The following is a 12,161-nucleotide window of genomic DNA, read 5'->3' on the forward strand; positions in this document are numbered from 1 at the left end:
CTCACAGCCCTTCCAGTACGCGGGTCCGGTGCCACGTCGAGTCGCCCCACGCCGAGCGCAGTGCTTGCGTTCGCAGCAGCAACAGGGACAGGTCGTGTTCCTGCGTGAAACCGATGGCGCCGTGCGTCTGCAGCGACGACCGGGCGGCCAGCAGCGCGGCTTCGTTGGCGGCCACCTTGGCGGCGCTGACGTCGCGGGCCAGCGTGGGCGACCCGTCGGCCAGGGCCAGGGCCGCGCCGTAGACCAGCGGACGGGCCAGCTCGACGGCGATGTGCACGTCGGCCAGCTTGTGCTTGATGGCCTGGTACGAGCCGATCACGGTGCCGAACTGCGTGCGCTGCTTGGCGTACGCGACAGCCATGTCGAGCATCGCCTGGCCGGCGCCGACCAGCTGCGCTGCGGTGGCCAGCGCACCGAACTCGAAAGCCTTTGCCGTATCGGCCGATTGGGCCTCGCCGGTGGCGGTCACGTCGAACAGGTGACGGGCCGGGTCGACGGACTGGTGGTCGGCGCCGATGGTGGCGTCCTGCACCTGACCATCCCCGGCCAGCAGGATCAGACCGGCGGTGTCGGCGTCGACGGCCCGCGGGGCCAGCGGCGGCAGGGCGACGGTGGCGATGAGCTCGCCGGAGGCCAGGCCTTCCGATCGCTTATCTGATGCCAGCAGCACCGGAGCCACGGCAATGGATTCGGTGACCGGACCCGGCACGGCCCAGTAGCCCAGACGCTCGAGGGCGACAACCAGATCCACCGGATGCGCGCCGATGCCGTCGAGCTCTTCCGGCACGTTCAGTGCGGTGACACCCAGGTCGGCCAGGGTTGACCACACCTTGCGGCCGGGTGCGGCGTCGGCCGCCTTCTCGACCCCGCCCCACGCCCGAACGGCGGCGGGCACGTCTGCCGCACCCAGCGCGGCGTCGATGCTCGCAGCGAAATCGCGCTGCGATTCGTCCAATTCAAAGAACACGTGAACAATTCCTCTTATTTGCGGGGCAGGCCCAGCAGGCGCTCGGCGATGATGTTGCGCTGAATTTCGTTGGTACCGGCGTAGATCGGGCCGCCCAGGGCGAACAGCAATCCTTCGGTCCAGTGGTCGTACAGCTCGGCGTCGGGGCCGCGCAGGTCGAGTGCGGTCTGGTGCAGGGCGACGTCGAGGTCGGACCAGAACACCTTGGTCACCGAGGACTCGGCGCCCAGCTCGCCGCCGTTGGCCAACCGGGTGACGGTGCCGAAGGTGTGGAGGCGGTAGGCCTGGGCCTTGATCCAGGCGTCGGCGACGCGCTCGGCGTAGGCCGGGTTCTTGTCGGTCTTCCATTGCGCGACAAGGTGTTCGGCCGGGGCGACGAAGCGGGCCGGGCTGCGCAGCGACATGCCGCGCTCGTTGCTCGACGTGCTCATGGCGGCGGTCCAGCCGCCATGCACCTGACCGATGACGTCCTCGTCGGGCACGAACACGTCGTCGAGGAAGATCTCGCCGAAGCCGGTCTCACCACCCAGCTGGGCGATGGGCCGGACGGTGATGCCCTCGGCCTTGAGGTCGAACATGAAGTACGTCAGACCCTTGTGGCGCTGCGCTTCCGGGTCGGAGCGGAACAGGCCGAAACCGCGCTCGCCGAACGGGGCGCGCGAGCTCCAGATCTTCTGGCCGTTGAGCTTCCAGCCGCCGTCGACCTTGGTCGCGGTCGAGCGCAGGGACGCCAGGTCGCTACCCGACTCGGGCTCGGACCAGGCCTGGGCCCAGATCTCTTCGCCGGAAGCCATTTTCGGCAGTACGCGCTGCAGCTGCTCCTTGGTGCCGTGCGCGAACAGCGTCGGCGCCAGCATCGCGGTGCCGTTGGCCGAAGCCCGGCCGGGGGCGCCGGACTTGAAGTACTCCTCCTCGTACACCACCCACTGCAGCATGGTGGCGTCGCGGCCGCCGTACTCCTTGGGCCACGCGATGACCGACAGGCCGGCGTCGAAAAGCACCTTGTCCCAGGCACGGTGCTGCTCGAAGCCCTCGAGGGTGTCGTAGGACTTGGTGGGGAACTTGTCCCTGTTGGCCGCCAGGAAGTCGCGGACCTCGGCCCGGAACTCCTCGGTTTCGTCGTCGAATGTCAGATCCATTTACCGATTCATCTCTCGCAGTTGTGGTTTGACCACTTTGCCCCCAGGGTTGCGTGGCAGCGTCTCGAGGAACGCCACCGAACGCGGCGTCTTGAAGTTAGCCAAATGTTCTTTGGTGTAGGTCTGCGGTGGGGTCTGCCGACCGGGCTGCTGGGTGCCGTCGGACCCACTCATTGGAACTCCCTCTAACAAAGCAAGTGCTTGGTAGGTTAGCCTATAAGGGTGATAGAGGTCCAGACGTTCCGGGCGGAGGTCCGGCAATGGCTCGCAGACAATCTCGTCGGTGAATTCGCAGCTCTCAAAGGTCTTGGTGGCCCCGGCCGTGAGCACGAGGCATACGAAGAACGACGCGCGTGGAACCAGCACCTTGCCGCGGCAGGCCTGACCTGCCTGGGCTGGCCTGAGGAGCACGGTGGCCGCGGGTTGTCGGTCGCGCACCGCGTCGCCTTCTACGAGGAGTACGCCAAGGCGGACGCCCCGGACAAGGTCAACCACCTCGGTGAGGAACTGCTCGGCCCGACGCTCATCGCGTACGGCACCGAAGAGCAGAAGAAGCGTTTCCTGCCGAACATCCTCAACGTCACCGAGCTGTGGGCCCAGGGTTACTCCGAGCCCGGCGCCGGCAGCGACCTGGCCAACGTCTCGACGTCGGCCGAACTCGTCGGCGACGAGTGGGTCATCAACGGTCAGAAGGTCTGGACCTCGCTGGCGCACTGGGCGCAGTGGTGCTTCGTGGTGGCCCGCACCGAGAAGGGCTCGAAGCGTCACCATGGCCTCTCCTACCTGTTGGTGCCGCTGGACCAGCCGGGCGTCGAGATCCGCCCGATCGTCCAGCTGACCGGCGACTCCGAATTCAACGAGGTGTTTTTCGACGACGCCCGCACCGAGGCGTCGCTCGTCGTCGGTGAGCCAGGGCAGGGCTGGGGCGTCGCGATGGCGACGCTCACGTTCGAGCGCGGCGTTTCCACACTGGGCCAGCAGATCCGTTACAAGCGCGAGCTCGAAGGCCTGATCGGTGTCGCCAAGACCACCGGCGCCATCGACGATCCGCTGATCCGGCACAAGCTGACCGAGTCGTGGACCGGCCTGCAAGCCATGCGGTCCTACGCCATGGCGACCATGGACGTCGAGCAGCCCGGTCAGGACAACGTGTCAAAGCTGTTGTGGGCCAACTGGCATCGCGAGCTCGGTGAGATCGCCATGGACGTGCAGGGCATGGCCGGGCTGACGCTGCCCGGCGGCGAGTTCGACGAGTGGCAGCGCCTCTACCTGTTCTCGCGTTCGGACACCATCTACGGCGGGTCCAACGAAATTCAGCGCAACATCATCGCCGAGCGCGTGCTCGGCCTACCCCGAGAGGCCAAGGGCTGATGGATCTTTCAGTTGCTCCTACCGAGGTTGAGGGCCACGGCCTGCTGAAGGGCAAGGTCGTCCTCGTCACGGCCGCCGCCGGCACGGGCATCGGCTCGTCCACCGCCCGTCGCGCACTGCTGGAGGGCGCCGACGTCGTGGTGTCCGACTACCACGAGCGTCGCCTGGGCGAAACGCGTGACCAGCTGGCCGCTCTCGGCCTGGGCAAGGTCGAGGCCGTCGTCTGCGACGTCACCTCGACCGAGGCTGTCGACGCCTTGATCACCGCGGCCGTCGAGAAGATGGGCCGGCTGGACGTCCTGGTCAACAACGCCGGCCTCGGCGGGGAGACCCCGCTGGTCGACATGACCGACGACGAGTGGGACCGCGTCCTCAACGTCACTCTGAACTCGGTGATGCGCGCGACCCGCGCCGCGCTGCGGTACTTCCGCGGCGTCGAGCACGGCGGTGTGATCGTCAATAACGCCAGCGTGCTGGGCTGGCGCGCGCAGCACTCACAGTCGCACTACGCTGCCGCCAAGGCCGGCGTCATGGCGCTGACCCGTTGCAGCGCAATCGAAGCCGTCGAGTACGGGGTGCGGATCAACGCGGTGTCCCCGAGCATTGCGCGGCACAAGTTCCTGGAGAAGTCGGCCGATGCCGCGCTGCTGGACCGGCTGTCCTCCGACGAGGCCTTCGGCCGTGCCGCCGAGCCATGGGAAATCGCCACCACCATCGCGTATTTGGCCAGCGACTACTCCAGCTACCTGACCGGCGAGATCATTTCGGTGTCGAGCCAGCGGGCGTAGTTTTCATCCGGCCGCGAGGTTCGGATATGTGCACTTGCCCGCCTATTTGCGACAACGCTGTCGCAATTAGGCGGGCATTTTCATGTGTGGCAGGCTCGCGATCTCGCGAGCCTGACCTGTTGGCGGACCCTCTCCATCAGATGATCGCCTGCTCCTGCAAGCCCGCGATCCGCGCCGCGTCATAGCCCAGTTCACCGAGTATCTCCGCGTTGTGCTCGCCGATCACTGGCGGCGCGAGGCGGATCGTCGCTGGCGTGGCACCCATGCCCGCCAGCGGGCTGCCGATCAGGTCGACCGATCCGGCGGCGGCCCATGCATGCGGCGTCGTCGCGCGCAGGCCCCGGTGCTGCACCTGCGGATCTTCCCAGACCTCGGCCAGATCGTTATAGCGCGCGGCCGGGATGCCCACGCTGTCGAACTTCGCCTGGAGCTCCTCCGTCGTGAACTGCCGGCTCCACACGTTGATGATGTCGATCAACTCCGCGCGATTGATCTTGGCCCGCTTGGCGTTGGTGTCGAAGCGCGGGTCGTCGTAGAGCTCGGGCTGGCCCATCAACTCCGACATGCGCCGCCAGTGAGCGTCGCTCCCGGCCGTGATGTACGTCATGCCGTCGCGCGCATGGATGAGGTCGGCGGGGCCGCCGCCGTTGCCACCATTGCCCAGACGCTCCGCCTGGACGCCGCTGATCAGATAGTCCTGCATGATGTGGCAGATCATCGCCACGGAACTGTCGAGCAGCGCCATGTCGATGTACTGGCCCTCGCCGGTGTTGTTGCGATGGTTCAGCGCGGCGAGGATCGCGATGGCGCTGTTGTGGCCGGTCACGAAATCGACCAGGCTGGGACCGGCTTTCACTGGCCCCGCGCCGGGTTGGCCTTCGGGTATGCCGGTCACGGCCATCATGCCGCCGCTCGCCTGGAACAAACCGTCGTAGCCCGCGCGCGCCGCCATTGGCCCGGTCTGGCCAAAGCCGGTGATCGAGCAGTAGATGAGGCGGGGATTGATCGCCTTCAGGCTCTCGTAGTCCAGCCCGAACCGCTTGAGGTCGCCGACCTTGTAATTCTCGATCAGGATGTCCGCGGTCTTGACCAGGGCACGCAGGATGTCCTGCCCTTCCGGCTTGGAGTGGTTGACCGTGATCGACCGCTTGTTGCGGTTCGACGCGGTGAAGAAGCCGGACTGGCGAAGGTCCTTGCCGTCCTTGCCCTCGACCGAGGCAAGACCGTAACCGCGCCCTTCGTCACCGCTGCCCGGTCGCTCCACCTTGATGACGTCAGCGCCGAGGTCGCCCAGTATCTGCGCGCTGATCGGGCCGGCGAAGACGCGGGTCATGTCGATGACCCGGATACCCTCCAGGGCACGCTGTGTCGTGCTCATGATCTCCTGCTACTCATCCATTTCAAGTCGTGCTGCGCGCAAGCATAGGACTGCGAATCGCAGCGCCCGACGCTTTACGCGCCCCACCTATCGGTCGCGGTCGAGAACCGCGCTTGTGACCTCGCCCGCTCTCAGAGCCGCGATCGCCTCAACGCGCGCGACCCCTGTGAGCACTCGTTCTTTGTGTACGTAGTGGCCAAGTCAACACCGGCCCGACCTACCCTAGCAAGCGCTTGGTTTCCATGCTGTTGCGATGGCGTCTGAATCGCCCAGTCAACCCGCGAGCAGGCGCGACGAGCTTCTTGAGCTCGCCGCGGCCACGTTCGCTGAGCGTGGGCTGAAGGCAACCCACTGACCGGGACATCGCAGACTCGGCAGGAATCCTGTCAGGCAGTCGCTACCAGCACTTCAAATCGAAGGAACAGTTTCCCGCGCCGAACGTGAGCTTGTGTGCGAAAAATTTGCGATTCTTCGCACACAAGCTCACGTTCGACGACGCGCTTGTCGTTCGTACGCGGCAGTTTTCGTGATCGAATGCCGTCCGCCGTAGTACATCGCCAGGTACCCCAGTGGGAAGAGCGCGATCGTCAGAATCGAGACGAGCCCGAACTGGATGTATTGGCCGGCCGTAATCGGGTTTCCGAGGAGTCGGTCGAGGTAGCCGAACCGCATGCCGACGAGGACCGTGCCTGCGACATAGGCGACCAATTTCCAATCGCGCACACCGTCGTCGATGAGGGCGAGCACCGGGTACATGAAAACTATCGCCACGACCACGAGCAGCCACCACGTCTTCGGCGTGCTGAGGTTCATGCCGTAGGGCTCGGGCTCGGCGCTGAATAGCGTTCGGGTCTTCCCTCCGACCTTGAGATACGGCGTCCGGACGTACGTGCACAACAGGATCAAGCACACGGAGAGGAGAAGCCCCTCGAGCGCTCCTGACCAGCCGCGCGGGATGCCGATGAGGGTTGCCGCCGCCGTGGTGATCGCCGCACCGGTCCAATAAATGCGGGCGGCCGTGGCCGGATCGTCTCGGAACGCGGCGACGCCCATGACGACAAGCCCGACCACGAACGCCCCGACAGCGATGTCCCCCACCTCCACAGACTATTGCGCCGCCACCTCGTCGAACGTGAGGATTATGGCGATATTCAGGCGATTTCTCGCCATCAAGCGCAGTTTCGGCGGGGAAATGCGCAGTGGCGACAGTCACCAGCCTCCACAATCGACCTAACAAGCGCTTGGTTGCTATGCTGTGTCGATGGCGTCTCCATCGCCCAGTCAACCGGCGACCAGGCGCGACGAGCTTCTTCAGCTCGCCGCGGCGATGTTCGCTGAGCGTGGGCTGAAGGCAACCACTGTCCGGGACATCGCAGACTCGGCAGGAATCCTGTCAGGCAGTCTCTACCATCACTTCAAATCGAAGGAACAGATGGTCGAAGAGGTCATGCGTGACTTCCTCGATTGGCTGTTCACCCGGTACGAGCACATCATCGCCACCGAGCCCGATCCGCTGGCGCGTTTCAAGGGTTTGTTCATGGCGTCGTTCGATGCCATCGAGCACCGGCACGCGCAGGTCGTCATCTATCAGGACGAGGCCAAGCGGCTCGGGGTCCTGCCGCAGTTCGCCTTCGTCGACGAACGCAATCGCCAGCAGCGCAAGATGTGGGTCGACGTCCTGAAGCAGGGCATGGCCGAAGGCGTCTTCCGGTCCGACCTCAACGTCGATCTGGTCTACCGCTTCATCCGTGACACCACCTGGGTCTCGGTGCGCTGGTACCAGCCGGGCGGCAAGTTGACCGCGGAAGACGTCGGGCAGCACTACCTGACCATCGTGCTCGGCGGCGTCGCGGTAGCCCCGTAACGCCTTGCCGCCAAATGAGTTTCACCCAAAGAAGGAGATGAGAAATGGCCGCATCTGAGGCGTACGTCATCGACGCTGTGCGCACCGCCGTCGGCAAGAAGGGCGGTGGCCTCTCCGGTTACCACCCGATCGATCTCGGTGTGGAGGTGTACCGCGGGATCTTCGCGCGCAACGACGTCGACCCCGCCGCGTTCGACGACGTCATCGTGGGCTGCGTCGACGCCATCGGTGGGCAGGCCGGCAACATCGGCCGCCTGACCTGGCTCGCCGCCGGCTACGACGAGGGCGTGCCCGGCACCACCGTGGACCGGCAGTGTGGTTCGTCGCAGCAGGCCATTTCCTTTGGCGCGCAGGCCATCATGTCCGGCACCGCCGACCTGATCCTGGCCGCCGGCATCCAGAACATGAGCCAGATTCCGATCAGCTCGGCGATGATCGTCGGTGAGCAGTTCGGCTTCACCTCGCCGACCAACGAGTCGAAGCGCTGGGTGGAACGCTATGGCGACCAGGAGATTTCGCAGTTCCGCGGCGCCGAGATGATCGCCGAGCAGTGGGACATCTCCCGCGAGGACATGGAAGAGTTCGCATTCAACAGCCACCAGCGGGCGTTCACCGCGATCCGTGAGGGCCGCTTCGACAACGAGATCATCCCGGTCGACGGCTTCAAGGTCGACGAGGGCCCGCGCGAGAGCACCCGCGAGAAGCTGGCCTCGCTGAAGGTCCTGGTCGAGGGCGGCCGGCTGACCGCCGCGCTGGCCAGCCAGATTTCGGATGGCGCGTCGGCAACGCTGCTGGCCTCCGAGGCAGCGGTCAAGGCGCACGGCCTCAAGCCGCGGGCCCGCATCCACCACATCAGCTGCCGCGGCGACGACCCGGTGAAGATGCTGACCGGCCCGATCCCCGCGACCAAGTACGCGCTGGAGAAGACCGGCCTGACCATGGACGACATCGACGTCGTCGAGATCAACGAGGCGTTCGCGTCCGTCGTACTGGCGTGGGCCAAGGAGCTCGACGTCGACCTGGCGAAGGTGAACCCCAACGGCGGCGGCATCGCGCTGGGCCACCCGCTCGGCGCCACTGGTGCCAAGCTGTTCGCCACCATGCTCAACGAGCTGGAGCGCACGGGCGGCCGCTACGGCCTGCAGACGATGTGCGAGGGCGGCGGCACCGCCAACGTCACCATCATCGAGCGCCTCTGATATCACGCACGACGAAACTGCCCCTTTCCTCCGGGAGAGGGGCAGTTTTGTGTCTGTCCGGGTTTACCGGTTCGAATGAACGGGCATTCGGCAATCATGTTGAGGTCCATCGTCGTCGTGTCCGCGGCAGCAGCAGCTGCTCTCGGTGCAAGCGCCTGTTCGGACGAGTCGCCACCGCCGTCGCAGCCCACCTCCAGCACGAGCACGACGGTGACTTCGACGGAGATCATCCCGGGAGTTCCGGTCGGTCCGTCGACGCCGCCGACGACCCCGTCGACGAGGGCCAGCACCAGCACCGTCACCGTCACGGTGCCGCCGCCCAGCGTGACGATTCCCAATCCACCGCCGGTGCCGGCTGTGCCCGGACCCATGGGCCCCGGGCGGTAGGGAATTACGTGGGTCGGTGGCCCAGCAGCGCGCCGATGGCCTGCTCGGCCTTGCCGACCTCCAGCGGTTCGCCGGTGATGATGTCGGCGTAGAGGAACGACTCCACGATGCGGACGATGAGGAACGCGAGGTCGCGCGGGGGCAGCGGCGGGTCTAGTTGACCCGCGGCGATCTCGTCGTTGAGTAGCTCTTCGATCGCGCCGACGAGGCGGCCCTGCAACGTCCCGGCACGGGTGGCCAGAATCCGTAGGGCGCGTTCGGGTTCGCGCCGCAGGAACGCCTGGAAGAAGCCGGCTTCATCGATCACGGTGGCGAAGTGGCCGACGGCCCGCGCGATGTGCGCGGCGCCGTGCCCGGGTGCCGCGTCGATAGAGGCCTGGAGTGTCGGCTCGGCCAGCGACCACAGGATTTCCGCGATCAGTTCGTCACGCCCGCCGACCCAGCGGAACAGCGTGGCCCGGTTGATGCCGAGTTCGGTTGCCAGTTCCTGCATTTCGATGCGGCGACCCTCGATGAACCAGCGGCGCGCGATGCGGAACGCCTCGAGTGGATCGGGGCGCCGGTCTGTCGACGCGAGCATGCGACCCAACGGTGTCTCGCTGATGGCGCACCTCCTGTTCATCTCGCAGTCTCCGCATCATGGTAGCGGCTGATGTCTGAGTGAGATATATCTCGATCAGTCTCGTCTGTGCAACGTATCTGGATATGATGCACGAGTGACCCAGAGCGACGCAGCTTCGATCCTTGATCTCTTCCGTCTCGATGGCCGCGTCGCGGTAGTCGCCGGCGCCTCGAGCGGCCTCGGCGTCGGATTCGCGCAGGCATTGGCGCAGGCCGGCGCCGACGTCGTGCTCGGTGCGCGTCGAGAAGACCGGCTGGCCGAGACCAAGGCGTTGGTGGAAGCCGCCGGTCGCCGGGCCGTCGCCGTGCGCACCGACGTCACCAATCCGGACGACTGCAAGGCCCTCGTACAAGCTGCGGTCGATTCCTTCGGACGGGTCGACATTCTGGTGAACAATGCGGGAGTGGGCACGGCCGTCCCGGCGACGCGCGAAACGCCCGAGCAGTTCCGGTCCGTCATCGACCTGAACCTGAACGGGTGTTACTGGATGGCGCAAGCGTGTGCCACCCACATGCAGCCCGGCAGCTCGATCATCAACGTCAGCAGCATTCTCGGCCTGACCACCGCGGGCCTCCCGCAGGCGGCCTACGCGTCATCGAAGGCGGGCCTGATCGGCCTGACGCGCGACCTCGCCCAGCAGTGGACGGGACGCAAGGGCATCCGCGTCAATGCCCTGGCGCCGGGATTCTTCGCCTCCGAGATGACCGATCAGTATGCGGACGGCTACTTCGAAACCACCGTCCTGCCCCGGACCCTGGCCGGAAGGCTCGGGCGCACAGAGGAACTCAGCGCCGCACTGATCTTCCTGGCCAGCGACGCCAGCAGCTACGTCACCGGAATCACCCTGCCCGTCGAGGGTGGCTTGCTCACCAGCTGAGCTGGAAACCCAACAAGGAGAAGAACACTCGTGAAGCAGCTCAGCGGCATGGACGCCACCTTCCTCTACCTGGAGACGCCGACGACGTTCGGTCACGTCACCGGGCTGATGATCTTCGAGCGGCCCAGCGAGGAGTTCGACCCCTACGCGGCCGTGCACGCCAAGTACGCGTCGCTCATCGGTGAGCTCGAACCACTGCGGCGGCGACTGGTCGAGGTGCCGCTGGGTCTCGACCATCCCTACTGGGTGGACGACCCGAACTTCGATCTGGACTTCCACATCCGCGAAATCCATTTGGCCCGACCGGGAATGGTCGATCAGCTGGCAGACCAGGTGTCGCGCATCGTCGGCCGCCCGATGGACCGGAGCCGGCCGCTGTGGGAGGTCTACGTCATCGATGGCCTGGACGACGGGAACTGGGCGATGCTGACGAAGTATCACCACGCCACCATCGACGGCGCCGCCGGGCAGTTGATGCTCAACATCCTGACCGACACCGATCCGAACGCCACGCCGCCCGCTCCCGGCCGGGCGTGGGAAGCCGAGCCGCTACCCAGCGATATCGATCTGCTCCGCCGCGCCGTCATCAACCTGGCGGGCCATCCGGTCAAGGCATTGCGGTTCCAGACCCGGCTGGTCGGCCAGCTCGCCGACGCGGCCGGCATCGACAGCATCGGCAGCGCCGCCAGCAAGGCCGGTTCGGCCATCAAAGCCATTGCGCGCCTTGGCAAAGAAGACGGCCCGAAGATTCCGCTGCCCACCTCGGCGGCGCCGCCGACGCCGTGGAACAAGCCCATCACCGGGCATCGCCGGTTCGCCATGCGCACCGCGTCGCTGGAAAACGTCAAGCAACTCAAGACCGCAACCGGCGGCACGGTCAACGACATCGTCATGGCGATCTGCGCCGGCGGCCTGCGCAGCTACCTGCTCGCCCACGACGCGCTGCCCGACGGTCCGCTGCGCGCCATGGTGCCGGTGTCGATCCGTACCGGCGACGAGGAGGACCCGTGGACCAACCGGGTGTCCGCGATCTTCCCCGAACTGCCGACCGACTGCGCGGACCCGCTCGAGCGCGTGGCCCGCTGCCGCGAGGCCATGCTCGACGCCAAGCGTCTGCTGGACCTGGTGCCCGCCAGCCAACTCGGCGACATGGCGCAGGTCTCGGCACCGGTGCTGTCGACGTCCGCCATGCGGCTGGCGTCCCGCTTCGGGCTGGCGCACCGGATCGCGGCCACGCCGTTCAACCTGGTGATCTCGAACGTGCCCGGTCCGCGCAAGCCGCTGTACTTCGCAGGCGCGCAGCTGGTCCATCAGTTCCCGGTGTCGATCGTCACCGAAGGACAGGGACTGAACATCACCGTGGTGAGCTATCTGGACCGGCTGGACTTCGGCTTCATCGTCGACCGCGAGCTGGTGCCCGACGTGTGGGACCTGGCCGACATGCACATCGATGAGATCGGCCGGCTGATGGCGGCCAGTGGCGCCGAATGGGTGCAGGAGCCGCAACCCCCGGCGCCGCGGCGTGGACCGGTCCGCATCGTGCAACCCGGCGACGCCTACTGACGGGCT

The 12,161-nt window shown here is 66.3% G+C and carries 12 protein-coding genes and 2 pseudogenes; 7 read left to right on the forward strand and 7 right to left on the reverse strand.

All coding sequences use genetic code 11. The features are described 5' to 3' along the window. Position 1 precedes the first annotated feature (1 nt). The 3 genes and pseudogenes from ACJH6H_RS01690 to ACJH6H_RS01700 all read right to left on the reverse strand — a co-directional run. Complete coding sequence (locus ACJH6H_RS01690) at positions 2 to 967, reverse strand: acyl-CoA dehydrogenase family protein (RefSeq protein ID WP_406774110.1); 966 nt, start codon at positions 965 to 967, stop codon at positions 2 to 4. A 14-nt stretch (positions 968 to 981) separates the two neighbouring features. Then, positions 982 to 2,106: an acyl-CoA dehydrogenase family protein gene (locus ACJH6H_RS01695; RefSeq protein ID WP_406774111.1), complete on the reverse strand. Its 1,125-nt coding sequence runs from the start codon at positions 2,104 to 2,106 to the stop codon at positions 982 to 984. After that, a pseudogene (locus ACJH6H_RS01700) lies at positions 2,107 to 2,226 on the reverse strand (hypothetical protein); the annotation flags it as partial. Between the two features lie 102 nt (positions 2,227 to 2,328). Between ACJH6H_RS01700 and ipdE1 the strand changes: the two are divergent. Both ipdE1 and ipdF read left to right on the forward strand, forming a co-directional pair. After that, on the forward strand, positions 2,329 to 3,477 hold the full coding sequence (gene ipdE1, locus ACJH6H_RS01705; RefSeq protein WP_133426415.1) for an acyl-CoA dehydrogenase IpdE1: 1,149 nt from the start codon (positions 2,329 to 2,331) through the stop codon (positions 3,475 to 3,477). Continuing rightward, positions 3,477 to 4,265 carry a (5R,7aS)-5-hydroxy-7a-methyl-1-oxo-2,3,5,6,7,7a-hexahydro-1H-indene-carboxyl-CoA reductase gene (gene ipdF / locus ACJH6H_RS01710; protein ID WP_406774112.1) on the forward strand — a complete coding sequence of 263 codons (789 nt, stop codon included), beginning with the start codon at positions 3,477 to 3,479 and terminating at the stop codon, positions 4,263 to 4,265. Before ipdE1 ends, ipdF begins: the two co-directional genes overlap by 1 nt. Positions 4,266 to 4,401: 136 nt before the next feature. Here the strand turns inward: ipdF and ACJH6H_RS01715 are convergent, their stop codons facing one another. Then, positions 4,402 to 5,643, reverse strand: coding sequence for a CaiB/BaiF CoA transferase family protein (locus ACJH6H_RS01715; protein ID WP_406774113.1), 1,242 nt, complete (start codon positions 5,641 to 5,643; stop codon positions 4,402 to 4,404). 253 nt (positions 5,644 to 5,896) lie between these two features. Here ACJH6H_RS01715 and ACJH6H_RS01720 point away from each other — a divergent pair. Further along, positions 5,897 to 6,068: pseudogene (locus tag ACJH6H_RS01720) on the forward strand (TetR family transcriptional regulator); the annotation flags it as partial. A gap of 58 nt (positions 6,069 to 6,126) precedes the next feature. Here ACJH6H_RS01720 and ACJH6H_RS01725 read toward each other — a convergent pair. Next, complete coding sequence (locus tag ACJH6H_RS01725; protein WP_318985432.1) at positions 6,127 to 6,741, reverse strand: hypothetical protein; 615 nt, start codon at positions 6,739 to 6,741, stop codon at positions 6,127 to 6,129. A 163-nt stretch (positions 6,742 to 6,904) separates the two neighbouring features. Between ACJH6H_RS01725 and ACJH6H_RS01730 the strand changes: the two genes are divergently transcribed. Together ACJH6H_RS01730 and ACJH6H_RS01735 are read left to right on the forward strand one after the other, a co-directional pair. Then, a complete protein-coding gene (locus tag ACJH6H_RS01730) occupies positions 6,905 to 7,507 on the forward strand; it encodes a TetR/AcrR family transcriptional regulator (RefSeq protein ID WP_212807241.1) in 603 nt (200 codons plus the stop codon). A 44-nt stretch (positions 7,508 to 7,551) separates the two neighbouring features. Continuing rightward, positions 7,552 to 8,706, forward strand: coding sequence for an acetyl-CoA C-acetyltransferase (locus tag ACJH6H_RS01735; RefSeq protein ID WP_226519812.1), 1,155 nt, complete (start codon positions 7,552 to 7,554; stop codon positions 8,704 to 8,706). Positions 8,707 to 8,708: 2 nt separating this feature from the next. Here ACJH6H_RS01735 and ACJH6H_RS01740 read toward each other — a convergent pair whose 3' ends face one another. After that, the gene (locus ACJH6H_RS01740) at positions 8,709 to 9,077 is read right to left on the reverse strand and encodes a hypothetical protein (protein WP_406774114.1); all 369 of its coding nucleotides are present in this window, start codon (positions 9,075 to 9,077) and stop codon (positions 8,709 to 8,711) included. A 20-nt stretch (positions 9,078 to 9,097) separates the two neighbouring features. Continuing rightward, on the reverse strand, positions 9,098 to 9,673 hold the full coding sequence (locus ACJH6H_RS01745) for a QsdR family transcriptional regulator (protein ID WP_406774115.1): 576 nt from the start codon (positions 9,671 to 9,673) through the stop codon (positions 9,098 to 9,100). A 136-nt stretch (positions 9,674 to 9,809) separates the two neighbouring features. On the opposite strand from ACJH6H_RS01745, the gene ACJH6H_RS01750 reads away from it, so the two are divergent. After that, on the forward strand, positions 9,810 to 10,592 hold the full coding sequence (locus ACJH6H_RS01750; RefSeq protein WP_406774116.1) for an SDR family NAD(P)-dependent oxidoreductase: 783 nt from the start codon (positions 9,810 to 9,812) through the stop codon (positions 10,590 to 10,592). 30 nt (positions 10,593 to 10,622) lie between these two features. After that, complete coding sequence (locus tag ACJH6H_RS01755; protein WP_318985436.1) at positions 10,623 to 12,155, forward strand: wax ester/triacylglycerol synthase family O-acyltransferase; 1,533 nt, start codon at positions 10,623 to 10,625, stop codon at positions 12,153 to 12,155. Positions 12,156 to 12,161: the final 6 nt, after the last annotated feature.

It is taken from the genome of Mycobacterium sp. SMC-21, assembly GCF_045310825.1.
Lineage (GTDB): Bacteria > Actinomycetota > Actinomycetes > Mycobacteriales > Mycobacteriaceae > Mycobacterium.

Bases quoted from the DNA above. Each gene is read 5' to 3' on its own strand.
- ACJH6H_RS01695 (WP_406774111.1), bottom strand. From the start codon at position 2,106: ATGGATCTGACATTCGACGACGAAACCGAGGAGTTCCGGGCCGAGGTC.
- ipdF (WP_406774112.1), top strand. From the start codon at position 3,477: ATGGATCTTTCAGTTGCTCCTACCGAGGTTGAGGGCCACGGCCTGCTG.
- ACJH6H_RS01715 (WP_406774113.1), bottom strand. From the start codon at position 5,643: ATGAGCACGACACAGCGTGCCCTGGAGGGTATCCGGGTCATCGACATG.
- ACJH6H_RS01730 (WP_212807241.1), top strand. From the start codon at position 6,905: ATGGCGTCTCCATCGCCCAGTCAACCGGCGACCAGGCGCGACGAGCTT.
- ACJH6H_RS01735 (WP_226519812.1), top strand. From the start codon at position 7,552: ATGGCCGCATCTGAGGCGTACGTCATCGACGCTGTGCGCACCGCCGTC.
- ACJH6H_RS01740 (WP_406774114.1), bottom strand. From the start codon at position 9,077: ATGGGTCCGGGCACAGCCGGCACCGGCGGTGGATTGGGAATCGTCACG.
- ACJH6H_RS01745 (WP_406774115.1), bottom strand. From the start codon at position 9,673: ATGCTCGCGTCGACAGACCGGCGCCCCGATCCACTCGAGGCGTTCCGC.